This is a genomic window from Pantoea sp. SGAir0418 (assembly GCF_043529865.1).
In genome coordinates, this window is sequence record NZ_CP027911.1 from 921,223 (window position 1) to 944,393 (window position 23,171).

Consider the following 23,171-nt stretch of genomic DNA (forward strand, 5'->3'; position numbering starts at 1 on the left):
CGCATAACGAATCGGTCTGTTCCAGTCGATCGCTCTGTTTGCTGCCACTGGTCAGCGCACGCGGGTGGTTTAATGCAATCAATCTGCAAGGAGATAGAAGATGAATAAACTCGCCGCAGTGCTGGCCGTGTGCACCATGGCCTTTACCCTGGCCGCCTGTTCCAGCAACTACGTCATGCATACTAATGATGGTCGCACCATTGTTGCGGATGGCAAACCAAAAGTTGACGATGAAACCGGTATGATCAGCTATAAAGATGCCAATGGCAACGAGCAGCAGATTAACCGCTCAGATGTGAAAGAGATGGTGGAAATGGGCCAGTAAGCCCGGCTAGCAGGTAAAAAAAAGCACCGCAATTTGCGGTGCTATTTAAAATCACTATGGACAGACAGGGTAAATCTACAGGAATTAAAAGTTTGATCTGCAATCGTCAGATCAAAATGCAAACACAACATCACGACCACAAGCCAAAAGCTCTCTAAAAGTCTGCGATCTCTCGCACGTTTCCAGAAATCTTTTCGTTCCGGCTCAGGAAGTGCGGCAACTATAGGTATTTGCTGGAGCTTCCTCAACGGACAAATTATAATGTCTCGGATTAAAAAATCTAATACGTAACGACTTTGTATAAGTTGCAGTGTTACGCTGTCAATCCGGGTACGGAAAACCATGTCAAAACGCCTTCCGCCGCTTAATGCTCTTCGCGTCTTCGACGCTGCGGCCCGTCATTTGAGCTTCACCAAAGCCGCTGAGGAGCTGTTTGTCACCCAGGCGGCTGTCAGCCATCAGATTAAATCGCTGGAAGATTTTCTCGGTCTCAAGCTGTTTCGCCGGCGCAATCGTTCGCTGTTACTGACCGAAGAGGGTCAAAGCTACTATCTCGATATCAAAGAGATTTTTTCGGCACTGAACGATGCCACGCGCAAACTGCAGGCGCGCAGTGCCAAAGGGGCTCTCACCGTCAGCCTGTTGCCGAGTTTCGCCATTCAGTGGCTGGTTCCGCGCCTCTCCAGCTTTAATCTGGCTTATCCGGGCATTGATGTGCGTATCCAGGCGGTAGACCGTGATGAGGAGAAGCTGGCCGACGATGTCGACGTGGCGATTTTTTACGGCCGCGGCAACTGGCCCGGTTTGCGGGTAGAGAAATTGTATGCCGAATATCTGCTGCCGGTGTGCTCGCCGCAGCTGCTGACTGGCGACAATCCGCTCAAATCACCGGCCGATCTGGCGCATTTCACGCTGCTGCATGACGCCTCGCGCCGTGACTGGCAATCCTATATTCGTCAACTGGGCTTGCAGCACATTAATGTTCAGCAGGGGCCGATCTTCAGCCACAGCGCCATGGTGCTGCAGGCGGCGATCCACGGCCAGGGCGTGGCGCTGGCCAATAACGTGATGGCGCAGAGTGAAATTGAGGCCGGACGTCTGGTCTGTCCTTTCAACGATGTCTTAGTGAGTAAAAATGCTTTTTATCTGGTTTGTCATGACAGCCAGGCAGAACTGGGTAAAATAGCCGCCTTTCGGCAGTGGATTCTGGAAAAAGCCGCAACTGAACAAGAAAAATTCCGCTTCCGCTACGATCACTAACGCGTTGCCTGCCGCACAGTGATGTGCGGTTTCACCTTGAGGATAAATGAATGTCCAGTCGTGCCATGTTTATATTTGCCGCCATCAGCGGCTTTCTGCTGGTGGCGTTTGGTGCTTTTGGGGCGCATGTGCTGAGCAAAGCGCTCGGCGCGGCCGAGATGGCGTGGATCCATACCGGCCTTGAATATCAGGCGTATCATACGCTGGCGATTATCGGTATTGGCGCAGCGATGCTGCGTCGCGCCAATATCTGGTTTTACTGGAGTAGCGCCGCGATGGCGCTGGGTATCGTCCTGTTCAGCGGCAGCCTGTATTGTCTGGCGCTGTCGCACCTGAAGTTTTGGGTGTTTGTTACGCCGGTTGGAGGCCTGTGCTTCCTGATTGGCTGGTTTTTGATGTTGATTGGCGCGCTGCGTCTGAAACGAAAGGCAGATCGCCATGAATAAAGTTTTACTCTATTGCCGTCCGGGATTTGAGAAAGAGTGTGCGGCAGAAATCAGTGCCAAAGCAGCGGAGCGCGAAATCTACGGTTTTCCGCGCGTTAAAGATGACGCCGGTTACGTGCTGTTTGAGTGCTATCAGCCGGAAGAGGCGGAAAAACTGATCGCCACGCTGCCGTTCGCGGAGCTGATTTTTGCCCGGCAAATGCTGGTAGTGGGCGAGCTGCTGCGCGATCTCCCGCCGGAAGATCGTATTACCCCGATCGTCGGCATGCTGAGCGGCGTGGTGGAGAAGGGCGGCGAGCTGCGCGTTGAAGTGCCCGACACCAATGAAGCCAAAGAGCTGACCAAATTTTGCCGCAAGCTGACGGTACCGCTGCGCGCCAGCCTGCGCGACAGCAAAATCCTGCTGAATTATGAGAGCAATAAACGTCCGGTAGTGCATGTGTTCTTTATCGCGCCGGGCACCTGCTACGTTGGTTATTCGCTGCCGCATAACAACTCGCCGTTTTACATGGGCATTCCGCGCCTGAAGTTCCCGGCCGATGCGCCAAGCCGCTCTACGCTAAAGCTGGAAGAAGCATTCCATGTGTTCGTGCCGGCCGATGAGTGGGACGAACGGCTGGGCAGCGGCATGTATGCGGTCGATCTTGGTGCCTGCCCCGGCGGCTGGACCTATCAGCTGGTGAAGCGCAGCATGTGGGTCTACGCGGTGGATAACGGCCCGATGGCACCAAGCCTGATGGATACCGGACAGGTTACGCACTGCCGCGAAGACGGTTTCAAATTCCGCCCGCCGCGCAGCAACATCAGCTGGCTGGTGTGCGACATGGTGGAAAAACCGGTGCGCGTCGCCAGCCTGATGACCGAATGGCTGGTCAACGGCTGGTGCCGTGAGGCGATCTTCAACCTCAAGCTGCCAATGAAAAAGCGCTATGAAGAAGTCACGCAGAATCTGGCAATGATGGACGCGGCGCTGAAGGAGAAGGGCGTAAACGCGCAGATCCAGGCGCGCCAGCTGTATCACGACCGCGAAGAAGTGACCGTGCATGTGCGCCGGATTTGGGCGGCAGTCGGCGGACGGCGCGACGAACGCTAGTTCTGCTTCAATCGCAGCGTTGGCTGCGCCTGCTCGCCCCGGTCACATACTGATGTATGCTCCCGGGGACTCCCAGGCTTGCCGCCTTGCGCTTGCACAAATTAGCTGCACTAACCCGTAGCGGCGCGATTCATCGCGCAATTAGCGGGATTGAAACTTCCCTGAACAGCTCGGGCTTGTCGTCCTGCGGTGGCACAAATTATTTCGCAGAAATTAGGTGCACTAGCCCGTAGCGGCGCGATTCATCGCGCAATGAGTAGGGTTAAAACTTCCCGGATCAGCTCAGGCTTGCCGCCTTGCACTAGCACAAATTATTTCGCAGAACTTAGTCGCACTCATCCGTAGCGGCGCGATTCATCGCGCAATAAATTGCGCCGCTACCAAGACCGCAACCGATGTGGAATGGGGCTATAACTCGCCTGACCAGCTCGGGCTTGCCGTCCTGCGGCGGCACAAATTATTGCGCAGAAATTAGGTGCACCAGCCCGTAGCGGCGCGATTCATCGCGCAATAAATTACGCCGCAACCAAAACCGCAACCGGTGTGGAATGGGGCTATAACTTGCCTGAACAGCTTAGGCTTGCCGTGCTGCTGTAGGGGCGCCATTCATGGCGACCTCAATGACGCGCCGGACCCTGATACCGCAGCGTATTTAAATTCCCCTGCAACACCAAATCCCGCTTCAGCGTTGACACCTGTCGGCACACCTCGGCGATCGCGCGGTGATCGCGTAACTTCTTCTGCCATTTGTCAGGTACCTGATCCAGCTGCTGATACAGGGCCTCGAGCGAACCAAACTGCAGCAGCAGTTCCCGCGCGCTTTTCGGTCCGATGCCGGGCACGCCTGGAATTTTGCTGCTGCTGATGCCGCATAAGCCCCAGTAATCCGCCAGCTGGGCCGGCGCGACGCCGAACTCCTGTTCGATAAACGGCACGTCCAGCCAGCGCTTTTGAAAATAATCGCGGATGCGGATGCTCGGCGCCAGCAGCTGGCAGTAACCTTTATCGGTGGAAACGATGGTGGCCTGATGACCGGCTTCGGCCATCTTCACTGCCAGCGTCGCGGCCAGGTCGTCCGCTTCATCCTGTTCGGCAACCCAGCAGCTGACACCGCTGGCCTCAAAGGCCGCCTGCAGCGAGGCCATCTCCTGCTGTAAATCGTCCGGCATCGGCGGGCGACCCGCTTTGTAGTCCGGCAATAACTGATGACGCCAGCCAGGCTGTCGGTCATGGCTGTCAAACACCGCCACCACGTGCGTTGGTCGCGTGTGACCCAGCAGCTGATGCAGCGCCGCCACGCAGGCCTCACGACAGGGCGAACCCTGCACCGCGTGCAGGCGGCGGATCAGATTGAGCGCGTCGATAATAAGCAGATGAAGCGACATAGTGATACCGGCAGCCCGCAGGCTGCCTTCCTGATGGGTTATTTGATGATTTCGTAGCAGGGGATGTAAGCGCTGCCGGGCAGTTTCATGCGCTGCTGCGCGACGAAGCCCTGCAGCAGTTCGTCCATGCGGTGCATCAGATCGGCATCGCCTTGCAGCTGATACGGACCTTTTTCCCGGATTTCGCGGATCCCCATCTCTTTGACGTTACCGGCCACGATGCCCGAGAAGGCACGTCGCAGATCCGCCGCCAGTTTTTCCGCTGGCTGATTCGGGAACAGCTTGAGGTTGGCCATATTTTCGTGGGTTGGCAGGAACGGCACCTGCAGATCCGGCGCAATGCGAATCGACCAGTTGAAGCTGTAGGCATCGCCGGTTTCGCGGCGGTACTCTTTCACCTGCGGCATGGCTTTCTTCATCAGACGCGCCACTTCCGCAGCATCATCAATGATGATTTTGTAATGCCGGCGCGCGGCTTCACCCAGCGTATTAACGATGAAATCATCCAGCACGCGGAAGTAATCGGCGCTCTCTTTTGGCCCGGTGAGGATCAGCGGCAGGACCTGATCGCTGTTCTGCGGATTCATCAGAATGCCCAGCAGATACAACAGCTCTTCTGCCGTGCCCACACCGCCCGGGAAGATCACGATGCCGTGAGCGATGCGCACAAAGGCTTCCAGACGCTTTTCGATATCCGGCATGATGATCAGTTCATTCACCAGCGGGTTAGGTGGCTCCGCAGCGATGATCGACGGTTCGGTCAGGCCGATAAACCGGCTGTCGTGATAGCGCTGCTGTGCATGGCCTACCGCCGCCCCTTTCATCGGCGCTTCCATCACGCCCGGACCACAGCCGGTACAGATGTTCAGTTCGCGCAGGCCCATCTGCGTCCCGACATTGCGGCAATATTGATATTCGACCGCGTTGATGGAGTGACCGCCCCAGCACACCACGGTGTTGGGATATTCGCCCACGTGCAGCGCGCGCGCATTGCGCAGAATGGAGAACACCTGGTTGGTGATGTGCGCGGAGTCGGTGACATCCTGATTCTGCAGACGATCCGCTGCCGAGAGCTGACCGTTAACAAACAGAATATCGCGCAGTACGGCAAACAGGTTCGCCTGCAGCGAACGGATAATCCGGCCGTCAACAAACGCCTCTTCCGGCGGGTTGATCAGCTCCAGTTTCACGCCGCGCTCGCGGCGCAGCACGTTGATGTCAAAGTTTTCAAAGCGGGAAAGCAGTTCGTGGCTACTGTCGGTCTGGCTGCCGGAGTTGAGTACCGCCAGCGAGCAGTTGCGAAACAGCTGGTAGAGATCGCTGCTGGCAGTACGCTTCAGCATGTCGACTTCCAGCTGGGAGAGCAGATCCATTGAGCCAAGCGGGCTGATATGTGTAATCAAGAGAACTCCTTTACACGCAAATGCGTGACTGATGACGCTGCGCTTAACCCGTTGAGCGCAGTGACGAAAATCCTTCGGTAAGCACGCTGTCGCCCTCGCGCCTGTACCAGAGTACCGTTGTCGGCCGCGAATGCTCAAGTGGAACCGCGCATCCGTGCGTCGGCCTGCGAGACATCTCGCAATCTGTTACTGGCGCACCAGGCGGGAGTAGCCCGGCGTGAAGGGGACATTGCTGCGCCACGGATTGATATCCAGCCCGCCGCGCCGCGTGTAGCGCGCGTAGACGGTTAGTGCTGCTGGCTGACAAAAGCGCTGAATATCGTTAAAAATACGCTCGACGCACTGCTCGTGAAACTCATTGTGCTGGCGGAACGAAATCAGATAGCGCAGCAGCGCTTCGCGATCGATACGCGGGCCCTGATAGCGAATCATTACCGAGCCCCAGTCCGGCTGATTGGTGATTAGACAGTTCGATTTCAGCAGATGGCTGACCAGCGTCTCTTCAACCACTTCGCTGCCCGTTGCGCTGGCGAGGTAATCGGCGTTAAAGCCGTAATCGCTGATGGTGATATCCTGCTCGTCGATGACATCGCCAGCGAAGTGCCCGATCGGCTGACCTTCCACTTCGCTCAGGCGAAACAGCGCCACGCTGACCTTGCCGTTAGCGCAGGCGCTGAGATCGCGCTCCAGCGTTTGCCGCACGGCGCCCCAGTCGGCGAAAATCGTCTGGTTAAAGCTGTTAAGATAGAGTTTGAAGCTTTTGGACTCGATCAGATTCACGCTGTCGGCGCTTAGCACCACTTCGCCGACTGCGACCTGCGGCACGCCTTTGCTGTTTAGCCAGGAGAGTTCATACAGCGTCCAGATATCTGCGCCGTGGAACGGCAGGTTATCGGGATAAAGCCCGAGCGGCTCGCGATTCAGGCTGCGCGGCACCGCCTGCAGCAGCGTGTTATCGTAGCGATCAACATACGCGGTGGGCTTACCCAAAGTCAGGCCGCTCAGCGCCGTATCCCGGTTTTCAGAAGACATAACGGTTACCACTAAAATCCATCAAAGGGAGTCAGTGTAACCGATCACCAGCGAGAAGATGAATGATGCAGCAAACCGCAGAGGCCCTGCGCGATTTTACCGCCCGTTATGTAGCGCACTGGCAGCAGCAGCACGGCCATTTTCCCGCCAGCGCAGAGCTGTACGGCGTGCCATCGCCCTGCATCATCAGTGAACTGGATGAGCGTGTCCTGTGGCAGCCACAGGACTTTAGCCTGCCAGCCTCGCTGGCAGCCGTTGAGCGCGCGCTGGATATTCAGCTGCAGCCGGACCTTACCACGTTCTATACCACGCAATTTGCCGGCGACATGCACGCGCAGTTTGCGCAGCAGCCGCTGACGCTGCTGCAGGTGTGGAGCGAGGACGATTTTACCCGCCTGCAGGAGAACCTGATTGGTCATCTGGTGATGAAGCGCCGTCTGAAACAGAGCCCGACGCTGTTTATCGCCACGACAGATTCGGAGCAGGATGTTATCGCGGTGTGTAATCTGACCGGCGAGGTGATTGTGGAGCAGCCGGGAACGAAAAAGCGGCAGAAACTGGCGGTGGATATTCAGACATTTCTTAATGCTTTACAACCGGTTAGTTCTTGAGTTGCAGACTTTTCTCGCAGCCCTTGTAAGAGATCTCTCACAACTGTTGTGCGAGATCGCCAGAACATTGCGCAGACTTCCGGAAGTCCGCAATGTAAAAATATTGTGAATCATGCAGTTATGGCATCAATCCGAAAATACAGACATGGCTTAATCGTTTAACGGCGCTTACTGACTTGTTATTGCGATGGTTTCTGCCAGAATAGTCACCACTGGCAGGAAGCCACGGATTGAGAGACGTTCAGGAGAATGTCAGCCAGGCGGCAGGAACGTAACGGAGTTTACGTCACAGGGAAGGCTTCAGGATGAAGCAGGACACTCCGGAGTGAGTAAAGGACACCTCCAGGATGGAGAATGAGAGCCACGCGGGATGTGGCGGGCCAGGATGCTAAGGACCAATGTCACGATGACAGGCGACGGAAAGCGCAGGAACAGTTGTCATGGATGAGCAGGGAGCACAGCGGTGGCGGGAATGCTGCAAACGAACCGGGAGCACTGTAATCACAGTGCTCCCTTTTTTTATGCCGTTTTTGCGCGCGCACCCACTAATGATATGCTTGCCGCCCCTTTTTGACGCGGAGGTAGCGTATGTCGACGCACCTGATTATTCAGCGGCTGCAGCAGGTCGAAGCGGTGATGCGCGAACACGGCCACTGGCAGACGCACGCCCCGACGGCGGAAGCCTTTAACAGTACGCAACCTTTCTGTCTCGATACCCTGCAGCCGCTCGAATGGCTGCAGTGGGTCCTGCTGCCGCGCATGCAGGCGCTGCTTGACGCCGGCGCCGCGCTGCCGCAAAACTTCGCCGTTACACCTTATTATGAGATGGCCCTGCCGCCCACCACGCCGGGCCATGCAGCGCTGCTGCTGACGCTCAGCCAGCTTGATGCGCTGTTTGCGCCGCCGGACGCCTGATGCTGGAGATCATTTATCAGGATGCATGGCTGGTTGCGGTAAATAAACCGGCGGGCTGGCTGGTGCACCGCAGCTGGCTCGATCGCAAAGAGAAAGTGGTGGTGATGCAGACGGTGCGCGATCAGATTGGTCAGCACGTATTTACCGCGCATCGCCTCGATCGTCCCACGTCTGGCGTGCTGCTAATGGGGCTCTCCAGCGAAATCGGGCGGCTGCTGGCGCAGCAGTTTGAGCAGCATCAGATTCAGAAAACCTATCACGCAGTGGTGCGCGGCTGGCTGGACGGTAGCGCAACGCTGGATTATCCGCTGGTGGAAGAGCTGGATAAAATTGCGGACAAGTTTGTCACGGAACCGCGCGCGCCACAGCCGGCGGTCACCGATTATCGCGCGCTGGCGCAGGCAGAACTGCCGGTGGCCATCGGCAAGTACCTCAGCGCACGTTATACGCTGGTTGAGCTGTCGCCGCACACCGGGCGCAAGCATCAGCTGCGGCGCCATATGGCACACCTGCGTCATCCGATTATTGGTGACAGCTCGCACGGCGATCTGCGGCAGAACCGCGGTGCCGCAGCCCACTTTGGCATGGATCGCCTGATGCTGCACGCCAGTGCGCTGACGCTAACGCATCCGGTGACTGGCGAACCGCTGGTGATTCGCGCCGGGCTGGATCGCGTCTGGCAGCAGATGCTGCAATCGTTTGGCTGGCAGCAGCAACTGCCCGATGTGCCGAGGGTTGAGTTTGCCGCTGAGGCAGTCCAGGATAAGCCGACAGAATAAAGGAGCGGCAAAATGGCAAAGATTGGCATTTTTACAGGTACGGTGTACGGCAACGCGCTGCTGGTTGCCGAAGAGGCGCAGCCGGTGCTGGAAGCGCAGGGGCATGAGGTGAAGGTGTTTGAAGATCCGTCACTGGCCGACTGGCAGGCTTACAGCAAAGAGGTCGCGTTAATTGTTACCTCGACCACCGGGCAGGGCGATTTTCCGGACAATATCGCGCGACTGTATGTGCAGGTGCGCGATGAGCTGGGCTATCAGCCTGAGCTGCGCTATGGCGTGATCGCTTTAGGCGACAGCAGTTACGACCATTTCTGTGGAGCAGGAAAGACTTTTGATGCCACGCTGCAGGAGCAGCAGGCGCAGCGTATTGGCGAGGTGCTGCTGGTGGATGCGACGGAAAATCCGGAGCCCGAGTCAGTGACCACGCCGTGGGTGGAGAGCTGGGGTAAGTTGTTGTAAATCAGGCCCTCACCCTAACCCTCTCCCGCAGGCGGGAGAGGGAATCGATCGCGCTGAAAGTTAATTTTGCACATCACGTCACCGGTGCCGGATTGAATACCGCCAGCTGATTACGGATTCCCCAGCGATCTGACCATGTCTGTTTACGCCCGCTGGCGATATCCAGAATCAGCTCGAACAGCCGCCAGCCGACCTGTTCAATACTCTCTTCGCCCGTCGCGATGGTGCCGGCATTGATATCCATTAAATCGTGCCAGCGGTTTGCCAGCGCGCTGCGCGTCGCCATTTTGATTACCGGAATCGCCGCCAGGCCGTAAGGCGTGCCGCGCCCGGTGGTGAACACCTGCAGCGTAATGCCGGAGGCCATCTGCTGGGTGCCGCAGACAAAATCGCTGGCCGGCGTGGCGGCGTAAATCAGTCCGCGCTGCGTCGGGCGCTGTCCGGGTGACAGCACTTCGACAATCGGGCTGCGGCCGGATTTGGCAATTGAGCCCAGCGCTTTTTCTACCACATTGGCCAGACCGCCTTTTTTATTGCCCGGCGATGGATTCGCGCTGCGGTCGGTTTGCCCCTGGCTCAGATAATCGTCGTACCACGCCATCTCCTCCAGCAGCCGTTTGCCCACCGCTTCGTTTACCACACGCGGCGTCAGCAGATGGATCGCATCGCGTACCTCGGTCACTTCCGAGAACATCACCGTCGCGCCGCAGCGCACCAGCAGATCCGAGGCAAAGCCAACCGCCGGGTTGGCCGTCACGCCGGAAAACGCATCGCTGCCGCCGCACTGGGTGCCGACCACCAGCGCCGACGCCGGGCAGGTTTCGCGCTGGCGCTGGTTGAGTTTTTTCAGATGGCGCTCGGCCACCTGCAGAATTTCATCGACCATCGCGCCAAAACCCACGTGACGCTCATCCTGCAGGCGCACGATATCGCGCTCATCCAGCGAAATGGCCTGTACGTCCGGTGTACCGGTGAGCAGGCGCTCCGGCTGTAATTTCTCGCAGCCGAGGCTCACCACCATCACTTCGCCGCCAAAATTAGGATTCAGCGCAAGATTGTGAATGGTGCGAATCGGCACCACCGCCGCCGGTGCGTTGATCGCCACGCCGCAGCCATATAAATGGTTGAGCGCCACTACCCCATCGACGTTGCTGTAGCGCGGTAGCAAATCGCGCTCAATCAGCTGCACCACGTAATCCACCACGCCCGCCACGCAGTGCACGCTGGTGGTGATGCCGAGCAGATTGCGCGTGCCGACGCTGCCGTCGGCATTGCGATAGCCTTCAAAGGTGTAGCCGTCCAGCGGTGGCAGGGGCGGCGGCACGTTAGATGCCAGCGGCAGGCTGGCCAGCGGTGGGGCGGCGGGCAGCGCCACCAGCGACTCCTCAATCCAGCTGCCGCGCGCAATCGGGCGCAGCGCCGTACCAATCACTTCACCGTAACGCACGATGGCACCGTGCAGGGCGATATCGCTCAGCGCCACTTTGTGCCCCTGCGGCACATGCTCAGTCAGCTGCAGACCGTCATCAAAGCGGCTGCCTGCGGGCAATCCCTGATCGTTGACCACAATCGCCACGTTATCGGCGTCGTGCACTTTAATGTAGCGCGGTTTGTCTGTCAGAGGTCGGTTCATTGCTCACCTTCCGGTTCGTCGCACCGGTCATAGCGGTGCGGTTGAAATCACGTCCGTCACATCATCGTTATTTGCCAGCCTCAGTATAAGCAGGGGTATTGGCCCACGCATTGTGCAACTGACTGGCTTTGTGCCGCGATCGGCGCGCAGTTTGGTTCGTTTTACCAAACGCAAGTGAAGAGCCTCACAAAGCGTACGCTTGCTGTTCGCTTTTACAGCAATCTGGCGGCTGGATGGCGGGTTCCGTGAGCCACGCCGCAGCGTTATGGGCAAATGCCACAAAATTGTGCCGGATTGGGGATTATCCTCGGGCGTTCCTCCAGTGTTTCGCGGCGATGCTGTTCCTATACTGATTGCCGTTCTTCAACGTTTGGTTATTCGTCACGACGCAACATCGTTTTGCCATAACAACAATCGCCGTGTTTAACCCAAAATCATTCTGATACCCAACGCGATGTGTATGCAGTCAGAGTGAATGTAGCGTTCGCTATATTTCAGGAGTGCATCATGAATAGTTACAGCCAGACAGCGGCAGCGGTGCAGAAGCGCACCAACGCCCGTTACTGGATTGTGGTGATGTTATTTATCGTCACCTCGTTCAACTACGGTGACCGGGCCACCATTTCGATTGCCGGTTCGGCGATGTCGAAGGAGATCGGTCTCGATTCCGTCGGCCTCGGCTACATCTTCTCCGCCTTCTCGTGGGCGTACGTTATCGGTCAGATTCCTGGCGGCTGGCTGCTGGACCGCTTCGGCTCCAAACGCGTCTATTTCTGGAGCATCTTCCTGTGGTCGCTGTTTACCCTGTTGCAGGGCTTCGTCGACATCTTTAGCGGCTTCGGCATTGTGGTGTCGCTGTTCCTGCTGCGCTTCATGGTGGGACTGGCGGAAGCGCCGTCTTTCCCGGGTAACAGCCGTATTGTTGCTGCCTGGTTCCCGGCGCAGGAGCGCGGTACCGCCGTCGCCATCTTTAACTCCGCCCAGTACTTCGCCACGGTGATTTTCGCACCAATCATGGGCTGGCTGGTGGCCGAGGTGGGCTGGGCGCACGTGTTCTGGTTCATGGGCGGGCTGGGCATCATTCTCAGCTTTATCTGGCTGAAAGTGATTCATGACCCGAACGATCACCCTGGCGTGAACAAAGCCGAGCTGGAGTACATGGAGCAGGGCGGTGCGCTGATTAACATGGATGCGAAGAAAGCCGAGCGTAAAGTGAGCTGGGATGAGAAGTGGTTTCAAATCAAGCAACTGCTCTCCACCCGCATGATGTGGGGGATCTATCTCGGTCAGTACTGCGTTAACGCCCTGACCTACTTCTTTATTACCTGGTTCCCGGTGTATCTGGTGCAGGCGCGCGGCATGTCGATTCTTAAAGCCGGCATGATCGCCTCGATTCCCGCCATCTGCGGCTTCCTCGGCGGCGTGCTGGGCGGCGTGATTTCAGATTATCTGATGCGTAAAACCGGCTCGCTAAACATCGCGCGTAAAACCCCGATTGTCATCGGTATGCTGCTCTCCATCAGCATGGTGATGTGTAACTACACCGAAACCGAATGGGTAGTGGTGCTGTTTATGGCGCTGGCGTTCTTTGGTAAAGGCATTGGCGCGCTGGGCTGGGCGGTGATGGCCGATACCGCACCCAAAGAGATCAGCGGCCTGAGCGGCGGTCTGTTCAATATGTTCGGTAACTTCTCTGGCATCGTCACGCCGATTGCCATTGGTTACATCATCGCCACCAGCGGTTCGTTTGAAGGGGCGCTGATTTATGTCGGCATCCATGCGTTTGTGGCGGCGTTCAGCTTCCTGGTGATAACCGGCGATATCAAACGTGTCGAACTCAAACCCCGGTCATAAGGAACCGAATATGAATACGCAAAGTTCCCCGGTGATTACCGACATGCAGGTGGTTCCGGTGGCGGGTTACGACAGCATGCTGCTCAACATCGGCGGCGCGCACAGCGCCTGCTTCACCCGCAATATCGTGGTGCTGACCGACAGCGCCGGCCACACCGGCGTCGGCGAAGCGCCGGGCGGTGAAACCATCTATGAGACGCTGGTCGCGGCAATACCGCAGGTGAAAGGGCAGCAGGTGGCGCGCATGAACCGGCTGGTGCAGCAGGTGCACAAAGGTAACCAGTCGGCGGATTTCGATACCTTCGGCAACGGCGCCTGGACGTTTGAGCTGCGGGTCAATGCGGTGGCGGCGCTGGAAGCGGCGCTGCTCGACCTGCTCGGCCAGTGCCTCGGCGTGCCAGTGGCCGAACTGCTGGGGCCGGGTCAGCAGCGCGATGAGGTCACGGTGCTGGGCTACCTGTTTTACATTGGCGATCGGCGTAAAACTGATTTGCCGTATCAGAGCGGCGACGCGGCCGGTCACGACTGGTATCACCTGCGCCATCAGGAGGCGCTGACGCCAGACGCGGTGGTGCGCTTAGCCGAAGCGGCGCAGGACAGGTACGGCTTCAAAGATTTCAAACTGAAAGGCGGCGTGCTGCCGGGCGAGCAGGAGATTGCCTCGGCGGTGGCACTGAAGCAGCGTTTCCCGGACGCGCGCATCACCGTCGATCCCAACGGTGCCTGGCATCTGGATGAAGCCATCGCGCTGTGCAAAGGCCTGCACGAGGTGCTGAGCTATGCCGAAGATCCGTGCGGTGCCGAGCAGGGATATTCCGGGCGCGAAGTCATGGCCGAGTTTCGCCGCGCCACCGGTCTGCCGGTCGCCACCAATATGATCGCCACCAACTGGCGTGAGATGAACCACGCGGTGATGCTCAACGCGGTCGATATTCCGCTGGCCGACCCGCACTTTTGGACGCTGAGCGGCGCGGTACGCGTGGCGCAGCTGTGTGATGAGTGGGGGCTGACCTGGGGCTGCCACTCCAATAATCACTTCGACATTTCGCTGGCGATGTTTACCCACGTCGGCGCGGCGGCACCGGGTAAACCGACCGCCATCGATACCCACTGGATTTGGCAGGAGGGCGACCAGCGCCTGACCAAAGAGCCGCTGCAGATCCGCAACGGCAAAATTGCCGTGCCGGACAAGCCCGGCCTCGGTGTTGAACTGGACTGGGATCGCCTGCGCGAGGCTAACGCCCTGTATCAATCGCTGCCTGCAGGCGCACGTAATGACGCCACGGCAATGCAATATCTGGTTCCCGGATGGTCGTTCGACCGCAAGCGTCCGGCTTTTGGACGCCGCCATGCATAAGGAGCAGGAAATGAGTCACACCCCGAAAATTACAGCAATGCAGGTCATTCCGGTGGCCGGTTACGACAGTATGCTGCTGAATCTGAGCGGTGCCCACGCGCCGTTTTTTACCCGCAATATCGTGATTGTGAAAGATAACGCCGGCCACACGGGCGTGGGCGAGATCCCCGGCGGTGAGAAAATTCGTCAGACGCTGGAAGACGCGGCAGCGCTGGTAACCGGAAAAACCGTCGGCGAGTACAAAAATATCCTCACCCTGGTGCGCACTACCTTTGCCGATCGCGATGCCAGCGGGCGCGGCAATCAGACCTTTGACCTGCGCACCACCATTCACGTGGTGACCGGCATCGAAGCGGCGCTGCTGGATCTGCTCGGCCAGCATCTGGGCGTCAACGTGGCGTCGCTGCTGGGCGAAGGACAGCAGCGTGACCGTGTCGAGATGCTCGGCTACCTGTTTTACATCGGCGATCGCCGCAAAACGTCACTGCCGTATCAGAGCCAGACCGATGATCCGTGCGACTGGTATCGCCTGCGGCATGAGGAAGCGCTGACGCCGGACGCGGTGGTGCGCCTGGCAGAAGCCGCCTACGAAAAATATGGCTTTAACGATTTCAAACTGAAAGGCGGCGTACTGCGCGGCGGTGAAGAGGCCGAAGCAGTAACCGCACTGGCGAAGCGTTTCCCGCAGGCGCGCGTGACGCTCGATCCCAACGGGGCCTGGTCGCTGAATGAGGCCATCCTGCTCGGTAAACAGCTGAAAGGCGTGCTGGCTTATGCAGAAGATCCGTGCGGCGCTGAACAGGGTTACTCCGGACGTGAAGTGATGGCCGAGTTCCGGCGCGCCACCGGTCTGCCTACCGCCACCAATATGATCGCCACCGACTGGCGCCAGATGGGCCACACGCTGTCGCTGCAGTCGGTCGATATTCCGCTGGCCGATCCGCACTTCTGGACCATGCAGGGCTCGGTGCGCGTGGCGCAGATGTGTCATGACTTCGGCCTGACCTGGGGTTCGCACTCCAACAACCATTTCGATGTTTCGCTGGCGATGTTCACCCATGTGGCCGCCGCCGCACCGGGCGCCATTACCGCCATCGACACCCACTGGATCTGGCAGGAGGGCAACCAGCGCCTGACCAAAGAGCCGTTGCAGATCAAGGGCGGCATGGTGCAGGTGCCGCAGAAGCCGGGTCTCGGTGTCGAACTGGACATGGATCAGGTGATGCAGGCCCATGCGCTGTATCAGCAGCATGGACTGGGCGCGCGCGACGATGCGCAGGCGATGCAGTTCCTCGTGCCGAACTGGACATTTGATAACAAGCGTCCGTGCCTGGTGCGCTGATTTTATTCCGCGCGCCCGCGGGCGGCGGTGCTAAATAACAGGAGTAGAGATCATGAGCAATGCCTGGCCCAACCCTTTTCGTCGTCGTTTGCTGGCAGGGGAAACCCTGATTGGCAGCTGGTGCGCCCTTGCCAATCCTCTCACCACGGAAGTGCTGGGGCTGGCGGGCTTTGACTGGCTGGTGCTGGACGGCGAACACGCGCCGAACGACATCACCACCTTTATTCCGCAGCTGATGGCGCTGAAAGGCAGCCCGAGCGCGCCGGTGGTGCGACCGCCGTGCAATGAGCCGATCATCATCAAGCGTCTGCTGGATATTGGCTTCTATAACTTCCTGATTCCTTTCGTGGAAACTGCAGAAGAGGCGGCGCGCGCGGTGGCATCGACCCGCTATCCGCCAGCCGGTATTCGCGGCGTGTCAGTTTCGCATCGCAGCAACATGTACGGCACGCTGCCGGACTACAACGCCACCATCAATGACAACATCACCGTGCTGGTGCAAATCGAAACCCAGCAGGCGGTGGACAACATTGACGCCATCGCGGCGGTTGACGGCGTAGACGGCATCTTTATCGGCCCGGGCGATCTGTCAGCGGCGCTGGGCTATCTCGGCCAGCCGGCGCATCCGGAAGTGCTGAAAGTGATCCGTTACATCCTTGAGCGCGCCAAAGCCGCCGGTAAGCCGAGCGGGATTCTGGCGCCGGTGGAGGCTGACGCACGCCGTTATCTCGAATGGGGTGCCAGCTTTGTTGCCGTCGGCAGCGATCTCGGTGTTTTCCGCCACGCCACGCAGGCGCTGTGCGACAAATTTAAGCAGTAACTGACGAAGGGGAAAGGCAATGAAAATTGGATTTATCGGCCTCGGCATCATGGGCAAACCGATGAGTAAAAACCTGGTGAAAGCCGGTTACACCCTGGTGGTGCGCGACCACAACGCCAGCAACGAAGCCGAACTGGTGGAGCTGGGTGCCACCGTGGCGAAAACGCCGAAAGAGCTGGCCGCGCAGGTTGACGTGGTGATCACCATGGTGCCGAACTCACCGCAGGTAAAAGAGGTGTGTCTGGGCGAGAACGGCATCATCGAAGGGGCGAAGCCGGGGGTGGTGGTGATCGACATGAGCTCCATCGCGCCGCTGGCCAGCCGCGAAGTGCATGATGCGCTGGCAGAAAAAGGCATCAGAATGCTGGATGCGCCGGTGAGCGGCGGTGAGCCAAAAGCGATTGAAGGCACGCTGTCGGTGATGGTCGGCGGCGATAAAGCGCTGTTTGATCAATGCTACGATGTTCTTAAGGCGATGGCCGGTTCGGTGGTGCACACCGGCGATATCGGCGCGGGCAACGTCACTAAACTGGCCAACCAGGTGATTGTGGCGCTCAACATTGCCGCGATGTCAGAAGCGCTGTCGCTGGCCACCAAAGCCGGCGTCAATCCGGAACTGGTTTACCAGGCGATTCGCGGTGGTCTGGCGGGCAGCACCGTGCTGGATGCCAAAGCCCCCATGGTGCTGGACCGCAACTTTAAGCCTGGCTTCCGTATCGATTTGCATATCAAGGATTTAGCCAATGCGCTTGATACCTCACACGGCATTGGTGCACATCTGCCGCTGACCGCGGCGGTGATGGAGATGATGCAGGCGCTAAAAGTCGACGGGCAGGGTACGTCCGATCATAGCGCGCTGGCTTGCTATTATGAAAAATTAGCCAAAGTTGAGATCACCCGGTAGTGCCCGCGTCCGGTGTCTGCGGATGCCGGACGCTGTACTGCCTTAGCCAGACGGATTTCCGTCATCTACCGCGCTCGGATTGCCTATGAAAATTGTCATCGCACCGGATTCATACAAAGAGAGTTTGTCCGCCCTGGAAGTGGCTACCGCGATAGAAGCGGGATTTCGCGAAATTTTCCCCGCCGCTGACTATGTCAAAATACCGGTCGCCGACGGCGGAGAAGGCACGGTTGAAGCAATGGTGGCGGCAACCCAGGGCAACATCGTCAGACTGACGGTGACCGGGCCGCTCGGCGAGCCGGTCGACGCGTTTTACGGATTATCCGGTGATGCGCGTACCGCCTTTATTGAGATGGCTGCGGCCAGCGGGCTGGAGCTGGTGCCTGCAGCACAGCGCGATCCGCTGATCACCACCTCTTACGGTACCGGTGAACTGATCAAAAATGCGCTGGATCGCGGCGTCGATCACATCATCATCGGCATCGGCGGCAGCGCCACTAACGACGGCGGTGCCGGCATGGTGCAGGCGCTCGGTGCCCGGCTGCTGGACAGCCACGGCAGCGGGATTGGCTATGGCGGCGGGGCACTGCCGCAGCTGGCGAAGATTGAGATCGCCGATCTGGATCCGCGCCTGCTGCAGTGCCGCATTGAAGTGGCGTGCGACGTGACCAATCCGCTGATTGGCGAAGAGGGGGCGTCGGCGATTTTTGGCCCGCAGAAGGGGGCCACGCCGCAGCTGGTGCAGCAGCTGGATGCCGCGCTCGGCCATTACGCCGCGATTATTCAGCGAGATCTGGATATTGATGTGCTGCACATCGCCGGCGGTGGTGCAGCCGGCGGCATGGGCGCGGCGCTGCATGCGTTTTGCCACGCGGAACTGCGGCGCGGCATTGAGATTGTTACCGAAGCGCTGGGGCTGGCGCAGCAGGTGCAGGATGCCGATCTGGTGATTACCGGTGAAGGGCGCATCGACAGTCAGTCAGTCAACGGCAAAGTGCCGGTTGGCGTGGCGCAGGTGGCGAAGCAGTTCAATAAGCCGGTGATCGGTATTGCCGGCAGCCTGACGGCGGATGTCGGTGTGGTGCATCAGCACGGGATCGACGCGGTGTACAGCGTGCTGTCGGGTATCTGTTCGCTGGAAGAGGCGCTGGCCAATGCCGCGCAGAATGTCCGCCTGACGGCAAGGAATGTTGCTGCCACGATTAAGGTGGGGCAGGGGTTATAAGGGGGAGGCGGTGCGGTTTTCCCCTCACCCCAGCCCTCTCCCGCAGGCGGGAGAGGGGGCTGATGGTGCACGGATTTGGATTTCGCGCTGTTCCTCTTCATCGCACCGCACGGTTCCCTCTCCCGCCGGGAGAGGGTTAGGGTGAGGGCCCAGCGCACAACCCAGAACGCACATCCCACAACCCTCACTACGCCACGCCCAGCACCTGACGCGCTTCGCGCGCCACATTCGCCATCTCGTCGCTCAGCTCCAGCAGCTCTGGTTCCAGCGCTGCGATATCGCTCTCCTGATGCAGACTCTTCTCCAGCTGCTGACACAGCTGTTTCAGCCGCGGCACGCCGCTGTAGCTGGCGCTGCCGTGCAGCTTGTGGATAATCTCGCGCAGCCCATCGACGTCATTCTGCGCCATACATTGCGCCACGCGCTGCTCTACTTCCGGCAGAAAATCCAGCAGCATCTGCAGCAGATCGCGCGCCAGCTCGGCTTTATTCGCCGCCTGACGCAGCGCCAGCGCCCAGTCAAGTGAGGGTGCGATCGCCGGTTGTCGCACCGCGCTCGCCACGCTGCCCGGCGCATAGCGCTGCAGCAGCTGCTTCAGCTTGTCCTCATCAATCGGCTTGGCGAGATAGTCATTCATGCCGGCGGCGATCAACTGCTCACGTTCGCCATCCAGCGCATGCGCCGTGACCGCGACAATCGGCGTGCTGGCGTGCTGTGGCAGGCTGCGGATGATCTCGCTGGCGCGGATGCCGTCGATGTCCGGCATCTGAATATCCATCAGAATCACGTCCAGCCGCTGCTGCCGCGCCTGGTGAATCGCCTGACTGGCGTTGTCGCACAGAATGATGTTCTGGACCTGCTCCTCCAGCAATGCGCCGATCAGCTTCAGGTTGGCCGGATTATCATCCACCGCCATCACCGTCAGCGGCTGTCTTACGCCGCGCGGGGCGGCGTCGCTATGACGCATGTTGAGATCGAGCAGCATCGGCAGCAATCGCGTCAGCGACACCGGTTTGGCAATGCAGCCGGCGATACCGCGCGCGCGCAAATCATCGGCGAACAGCATCATTTCGCTCGGCAGCGCCAGCAGCACCGAGTCGGCGTGTGCGCGCAGGCGGGCAATCAGCGCATCGGACAGCGTAGCCGGATGCGGATCGCTGACCGGCAGCCCCATCAGCAGCAGCGGGAAATGGGCGTCGGGCAGATCGTCAAGGCTGGCAAAGTGCTGCACCTGCAGAGGCGTAATGCTCAGCATCTCCTGAACCGCTTTCGCCACCGCCGGATGGGGTTCGATATAAGCCAGCGGCGTGGCGTGCAGATCGTCCAGCATGCGTGGAATCGCCGGTGCGTTAGGATTGAGATCCAGATGTACTTGTACCCAGAAGGTGGAGCCCTGATTCTGCCGGCTGTGGAAGGCGATCTCACCGCCCATTTCGTGTACCAGTTTCTGCGTAATCACCAGGCCAAGACCGGTACCGCCGTGACGGCGCGAAATACTGGCGTCCGCCTGACGAAATGCCTGGAACAGCTGCGACTGCTGCTGCTCAGAGATACCGATGCCGGTATCGTGCACCTGAATCTCCAGTTCCGCCCGTGTGATGCTGAGATGACGCAGCTCGACGCGCAGATCAATGTGGCCGCGCTCGGTGAATTTGATGGCGTTGCCAATCAGGTTGATCAGAATTTGCTGCAGACGCAGCGGATCGCCAATCACATTATCCGGCACCTGTTTCTCCAGGCACACGGTGATCTCGAGGCCTTTCTCATGCGCGGACGGCGCCAGCAGCACCAGCGTTTCATCCAGCGTGGCGCGCAGCGGGAACGGGATCGACTCCAGCACCAGCTTACCAGCTTCCAGTTTGGAGAAATCGAGCACGTCGTTAATGATGCTCAGCAGGTTATTGGCCGAGCGCTCAATGGTGCTCATGTAATCACGCTGGTTGGTGCTCAGCCCGGTTTTCAGCATCTGGCGGGTAAAGCCAATCACGCCATTGAGCGGCGTGCGCAGCTCGTGCGACATATTGGCGAGAAACTCCGACTTGATGCGTGCCGCTTCCTGGGCGCGCTTTTTCGCCAGGTCCAGCTCGACGTTCTGAATCTCCAGCTGCTCCAGCGTTTCGCGCAGATCGTAGGTTGCCTGGTCGATGTTCTGCTGCATCTCTTCATGGTAGGCGGTGAGTGACATCGCCATGGCGTTGATGCCGTTTTTCAGGATGCTCAGCTCGCCCAGCATATAGCCATCCACGCGGCTGTCGAGCTGGCCGCGCCGGATGCGGTCCACGGTGGTAACCATGTTGCGAATCGGGCCGGTGACGTCGCGCATCAGTCGATAGGCAAACAACATGGCGATACACAGGCAAAACAGCAGCAGCAGAGTGGCGACAAACACCTCTTTGTACTGCTCCAGCCGCACCGACTGCAGATCCAGCTCAATCGCCACATAACCCAGCGGATTCCCTGCCGGCTTGGCGTCTTCACCCGGCAGTTCGTCCACCGAATAGCGTTCAGAGATGATTGGCGTGCGCAGCACCATCAGGTTGCCGTGTCGCTCCACCGACACGCCATCCGCCAGCGTGGAAATATCGGCTTTTTGCAGCAGCGCGAGGTTCTGGTTGTTATTGGAGCTGACGTAGATGTGATTGTTGTTGTCGAAAACCGTAATGGCACGGACAATATCGGAATGACGGCGATGCAGCAGGCTGACCAGCTCGCGAATCGCATCACGATTATGCCACGTCATGCCGTACTCGCTCGACACCGCCAGCGGTTCGATAATGTTAGCGCCGGCATCGCGCAACTGGTGCTGCAGTTCGTTGTAGCGGTGCACCACGAAGAAGGTACTGAGCAGCAGGCCAATCATCAGCGTCGGCGCCAGTATCAGAATCATCATTCGCGCCCGCAGGCTGTATTTGGTCATAATTGTGGCCTGGCGACTCCTGGCATTTTATCCCTGTGCAAAAACCGCATACGGCTGCACACCTAATGAAAACTGAGAATTCACAATACTATGGCGCAATTTTACTCCGCAAAACAGCGCGTGACGACGAAGCAACGTCTCAGCGTCACCATTGACGAGCTTGATCCCTTTGGTCAGGGCGTGGCGCGCCATAACGGTAAAACGCTGTTTGTCAGCGGCGCGCTGCCCGGCGAACAGGCCGAGGTGATCCTGACCGAAGATAAGCGTCAGTTTGCGCGCGGCAAAGCCAAAAAGATTACACAACCGAGCCCGCAGCGCCAGCAACCGCGCTGCATCCATTTCGGCGTGTGCGGCGGCTGCCAGCAGCAGCACGTGTCCGTGGCGCTGCAGCAGGAGAGCAAAGCGCGGGCGCTGGGCCGCATGCTGAGTCAGGAAGCGGCGCTGCCGGTGCAGGTGGATGAGATCATCAGCGCTGCGCCCTGGGGCTATCGCCGGCGCGCGCGTCTCGGTTTGCAGTGGCTGCCGAAGCAGCAGCGCCTGCAGATGGGCTTCCGTCAGGCGGCCAGTAACGATCTGATTGATGTGACGCAATGCCCCGTTTTGGTGCCCGAGCTTGAGGCGCTGCTGCAGCCGCTGCACCACTGTCTCAGCAGCCTGCACGCAGTGAAACGGCTGGGGCATGTGGAACTGGTGCTGGCGGATAACGGTCCGCTAATGGTGCTGCGCCATCTTGATGCGCTCTCCGCTGCGGACCGGACAAAACTGGAACGTTTTTCGCATGAGCACCGGCTGATGATCTGGCTGGCGGACGGCAGTGACGCGCTGCAGGCGCTCGGCGCGGAGCAGCCTTACTACCGCTCGTTTGATTTGCAGCTAACCTTTAGCCCGCAGGATTTCATTCAGGTCAACGATGGCGTGAATCAGCAGATGGTGGCACAGGCGATTGCCTGGCTGGATCTGCAACCGGACGATCGGGTGCTCGATCTGTTCTGCGGCATGGGCAACTTCACATTGCCGCTAGGAAAGTTCGTACAAAATGCGGTGGGTGTGGAGGGCGTTGCAGCATTAGTGCGCCAGGCAGAGTATAATGCTCAGCTTAACAATCTCAGAAATGTCTGCTTCTTCCAGCACAATTTAGAGGAAGATGTCTCGCGCCAGCCCTGGGCGGCGCAGGGATTTAATAAGGTGTTACTGGATCCGGCGCGTGCCGGGGCCGCGGGCGTGATGTCGCATATCGTTAAACTTGCGCCGCAACGCGTGGTCTATGTTTCCTGTAACCCGACAACACTTGCCCGCGACAGTCAGACATTACTGTCGGCGGGCTACCATCTGGAAAGGGTCGCGATGCTGGATATGTTCCCTCATACCAGCCATCTCGAATCCATGGTGCTGTTTAGCAAAACATAAGCGA

General features: G+C 58.8%; 20 protein-coding genes. 15 read left to right on the forward strand and 5 right to left on the reverse strand.

The genetic code is table 11. The features are described 5' to 3' along the window. Positions 1–100 precede the first annotated feature (100 nt). The 4 genes from C1N84_RS04080 (at position 101) to rlmM (ending at position 3,124) form a co-directional block, all read left to right on the forward strand. A complete protein-coding gene (locus C1N84_RS04080; protein WP_010616412.1) occupies positions 101–325 on the forward strand; it encodes a YgdI/YgdR family lipoprotein in 225 nt (74 codons plus the stop codon). A gap of 342 nt (positions 326–667) precedes the next feature. Further along, positions 668–1,585 (forward strand): transcriptional regulator GcvA, encoded by a 918-nt coding sequence (locus C1N84_RS04085; protein WP_104188440.1) that lies wholly within the window; start codon positions 668–670, stop codon positions 1,583–1,585. Positions 1,586–1,635: 50 nt separating this feature from the next. Beyond that, positions 1,636–2,031, forward strand: a complete 396-nt coding sequence (locus C1N84_RS04090) for a DUF423 domain-containing protein (protein WP_021507384.1) — start codon at positions 1,636–1,638, stop codon at positions 2,029–2,031. Next, on the forward strand, positions 2,024–3,124 hold the full coding sequence (rlmM, locus tag C1N84_RS04095; RefSeq protein WP_021507383.1) for a 23S rRNA (cytidine(2498)-2'-O)-methyltransferase RlmM: 1,101 nt from the start codon (positions 2,024–2,026) through the stop codon (positions 3,122–3,124). The genes C1N84_RS04090 and rlmM overlap by 8 nt, the downstream gene beginning before the upstream one ends. A 617-nt stretch (positions 3,125–3,741) precedes the next feature. On the opposite strand, the gene xni is transcribed toward rlmM, so the two are convergent. From xni to queF, 3 genes are all read right to left on the reverse strand, one after another. Further along, complete coding sequence (xni, locus tag C1N84_RS04100; protein ID WP_264442047.1) at positions 3,742–4,509, reverse strand: flap endonuclease Xni; 768 nt, start codon at positions 4,507–4,509, stop codon at positions 3,742–3,744. Between the two features lie 38 nt (positions 4,510–4,547). Further along, complete coding sequence (ppnN, locus tag C1N84_RS04105) at positions 4,548–5,912, reverse strand: nucleotide 5'-monophosphate nucleosidase PpnN (RefSeq protein ID WP_021507381.1); 1,365 nt, start codon at positions 5,910–5,912, stop codon at positions 4,548–4,550. 186 nt (positions 5,913–6,098) lie between these two features. Continuing rightward, entirely contained in the window at positions 6,099–6,944 is an 846-nt protein-coding gene (gene queF, locus C1N84_RS04110) for an NADPH-dependent 7-cyano-7-deazaguanine reductase QueF (RefSeq protein WP_021507380.1), read from the reverse strand. A gap of 62 nt (positions 6,945–7,006) precedes the next feature. Between queF and syd the strand changes: the two genes are divergently transcribed. The 4 genes from syd (at position 7,007) to C1N84_RS04130 (ending at position 9,708) form a co-directional block, all read left to right on the forward strand. After that, positions 7,007–7,555, forward strand: a complete 549-nt coding sequence (syd, locus tag C1N84_RS04115; RefSeq protein WP_127834496.1) for a SecY-interacting protein — start codon at positions 7,007–7,009, stop codon at positions 7,553–7,555. A 588-nt stretch (positions 7,556–8,143) separates the two neighbouring features. Further along, on the forward strand, positions 8,144–8,470 hold the full coding sequence (locus C1N84_RS04120; protein ID WP_136547242.1) for a YqcC family protein: 327 nt from the start codon (positions 8,144–8,146) through the stop codon (positions 8,468–8,470). Further along, positions 8,470–9,249, forward strand: coding sequence for a tRNA pseudouridine(65) synthase TruC (gene truC / locus C1N84_RS04125; RefSeq protein WP_088516885.1), 780 nt, complete (start codon positions 8,470–8,472; stop codon positions 9,247–9,249). Before C1N84_RS04120 ends, truC begins: the two co-directional genes overlap by 1 nt. A gap of 12 nt (positions 9,250–9,261) precedes the next feature. After that, the gene (locus tag C1N84_RS04130) at positions 9,262–9,708 is read left to right on the forward strand and encodes a flavodoxin (RefSeq protein WP_021507375.1); all 447 of its coding nucleotides are present in this window, start codon (positions 9,262–9,264) and stop codon (positions 9,706–9,708) included. Positions 9,709–9,781: 73 nt separating this feature from the next. Here the strand turns inward: C1N84_RS04130 and garD are convergent, their stop codons facing one another. Beyond that, positions 9,782–11,341, reverse strand: coding sequence for a galactarate dehydratase (gene garD, locus C1N84_RS04135; protein ID WP_264442048.1), 1,560 nt, complete (start codon positions 11,339–11,341; stop codon positions 9,782–9,784). Positions 11,342–11,848: 507 nt separating this feature from the next. Between garD and C1N84_RS04140 the strand changes: the two genes are divergently transcribed. The 6 genes from C1N84_RS04140 (at position 11,849) to C1N84_RS04165 (ending at position 18,843) form a co-directional block, all read left to right on the forward strand. Next, positions 11,849–13,195, forward strand: coding sequence for an MFS transporter (locus C1N84_RS04140; protein ID WP_058771607.1), 1,347 nt, complete (start codon positions 11,849–11,851; stop codon positions 13,193–13,195). A 10-nt stretch (positions 13,196–13,205) separates the two neighbouring features. After that, positions 13,206–14,552 (forward strand): glucarate dehydratase family protein, encoded by a 1,347-nt coding sequence (locus C1N84_RS04145; RefSeq protein ID WP_264442049.1) that lies wholly within the window; start codon positions 13,206–13,208, stop codon positions 14,550–14,552. A 10-nt stretch (positions 14,553–14,562) separates the two neighbouring features. Beyond that, the gene (gene gudD / locus C1N84_RS04150) at positions 14,563–15,894 is read left to right on the forward strand and encodes a glucarate dehydratase (protein ID WP_125310155.1); all 1,332 of its coding nucleotides are present in this window, start codon (positions 14,563–14,565) and stop codon (positions 15,892–15,894) included. Positions 15,895–15,946: 52 nt separating this feature from the next. Beyond that, a complete protein-coding gene (gene garL / locus C1N84_RS04155; protein WP_264442050.1) occupies positions 15,947–16,714 on the forward strand; it encodes a 2-dehydro-3-deoxyglucarate aldolase in 768 nt (255 codons plus the stop codon). Positions 16,715–16,733: 19 nt separating this feature from the next. Further along, positions 16,734–17,618 carry a 2-hydroxy-3-oxopropionate reductase gene (garR, locus tag C1N84_RS04160; RefSeq protein WP_127834493.1) on the forward strand — a complete coding sequence of 295 codons (885 nt, stop codon included), beginning with the start codon at positions 16,734–16,736 and terminating at the stop codon, positions 17,616–17,618. Between the two features lie 85 nt (positions 17,619–17,703). Then, a complete protein-coding gene (locus C1N84_RS04165; protein WP_059010900.1) occupies positions 17,704–18,843 on the forward strand; it encodes a glycerate kinase in 1,140 nt (379 codons plus the stop codon). A 187-nt stretch (positions 18,844–19,030) separates the two neighbouring features. On the opposite strand, the gene barA is transcribed toward C1N84_RS04165, so the two are convergent. Further along, entirely contained in the window at positions 19,031–21,760 is a 2,730-nt protein-coding gene (gene barA, locus C1N84_RS04170) for a two-component sensor histidine kinase BarA (RefSeq protein ID WP_264442054.1), read from the reverse strand. A gap of 90 nt (positions 21,761–21,850) precedes the next feature. Between barA and rlmD the strand changes: the two genes are divergently transcribed. Continuing rightward, positions 21,851–23,167: a 23S rRNA (uracil(1939)-C(5))-methyltransferase RlmD gene (gene rlmD / locus C1N84_RS04175; protein WP_058771475.1), complete on the forward strand. Its 1,317-nt coding sequence runs from the start codon at positions 21,851–21,853 to the stop codon at positions 23,165–23,167. The last annotated feature ends 4 nt before the right edge of the window (positions 23,168–23,171 follow it).

Coding starts and splice junctions, on each gene's coding strand:
- C1N84_RS04080 (WP_010616412.1), top strand. CDS start 101: ATGAATAAACTCGCCGCAGTGCTGGCCGTGTGCACCATGGCCTTTACC.
- C1N84_RS04085 (WP_104188440.1), top strand. CDS start 668: ATGTCAAAACGCCTTCCGCCGCTTAATGCTCTTCGCGTCTTCGACGCT.
- C1N84_RS04090 (WP_021507384.1), top strand. CDS start 1,636: ATGTCCAGTCGTGCCATGTTTATATTTGCCGCCATCAGCGGCTTTCTG.
- rlmM (WP_021507383.1), top strand. CDS start 2,024: ATGAATAAAGTTTTACTCTATTGCCGTCCGGGATTTGAGAAAGAGTGT.
- xni (WP_264442047.1), bottom strand. CDS start 4,509: ATGTCGCTTCATCTGCTTATTATCGACGCGCTCAATCTGATCCGCCGC.
- queF (WP_021507380.1), bottom strand. CDS start 6,944: ATGTCTTCTGAAAACCGGGATACGGCGCTGAGCGGCCTGACTTTGGGT.
- syd (WP_127834496.1), top strand. CDS start 7,007: ATGATGCAGCAAACCGCAGAGGCCCTGCGCGATTTTACCGCCCGTTAT.
- C1N84_RS04120 (WP_136547242.1), top strand. CDS start 8,144: ATGTCGACGCACCTGATTATTCAGCGGCTGCAGCAGGTCGAAGCGGTG.
- truC (WP_088516885.1), top strand. CDS start 8,470: ATGCTGGAGATCATTTATCAGGATGCATGGCTGGTTGCGGTAAATAAA.
- C1N84_RS04130 (WP_021507375.1), top strand. CDS start 9,262: ATGGCAAAGATTGGCATTTTTACAGGTACGGTGTACGGCAACGCGCTG.
- garD (WP_264442048.1), bottom strand. CDS start 11,341: ATGAACCGACCTCTGACAGACAAACCGCGCTACATTAAAGTGCACGAC.
- C1N84_RS04140 (WP_058771607.1), top strand. CDS start 11,849: ATGAATAGTTACAGCCAGACAGCGGCAGCGGTGCAGAAGCGCACCAAC.
- C1N84_RS04145 (WP_264442049.1), top strand. CDS start 13,206: ATGAATACGCAAAGTTCCCCGGTGATTACCGACATGCAGGTGGTTCCG.
- gudD (WP_125310155.1), top strand. CDS start 14,563: ATGAGTCACACCCCGAAAATTACAGCAATGCAGGTCATTCCGGTGGCC.
- garL (WP_264442050.1), top strand. CDS start 15,947: ATGAGCAATGCCTGGCCCAACCCTTTTCGTCGTCGTTTGCTGGCAGGG.
- garR (WP_127834493.1), top strand. CDS start 16,734: ATGAAAATTGGATTTATCGGCCTCGGCATCATGGGCAAACCGATGAGT.
- C1N84_RS04165 (WP_059010900.1), top strand. CDS start 17,704: ATGAAAATTGTCATCGCACCGGATTCATACAAAGAGAGTTTGTCCGCC.
- barA (WP_264442054.1), bottom strand. CDS start 21,760: ATGACCAAATACAGCCTGCGGGCGCGAATGATGATTCTGATACTGGCG.
- rlmD (WP_058771475.1), top strand. CDS start 21,851: ATGGCGCAATTTTACTCCGCAAAACAGCGCGTGACGACGAAGCAACGT.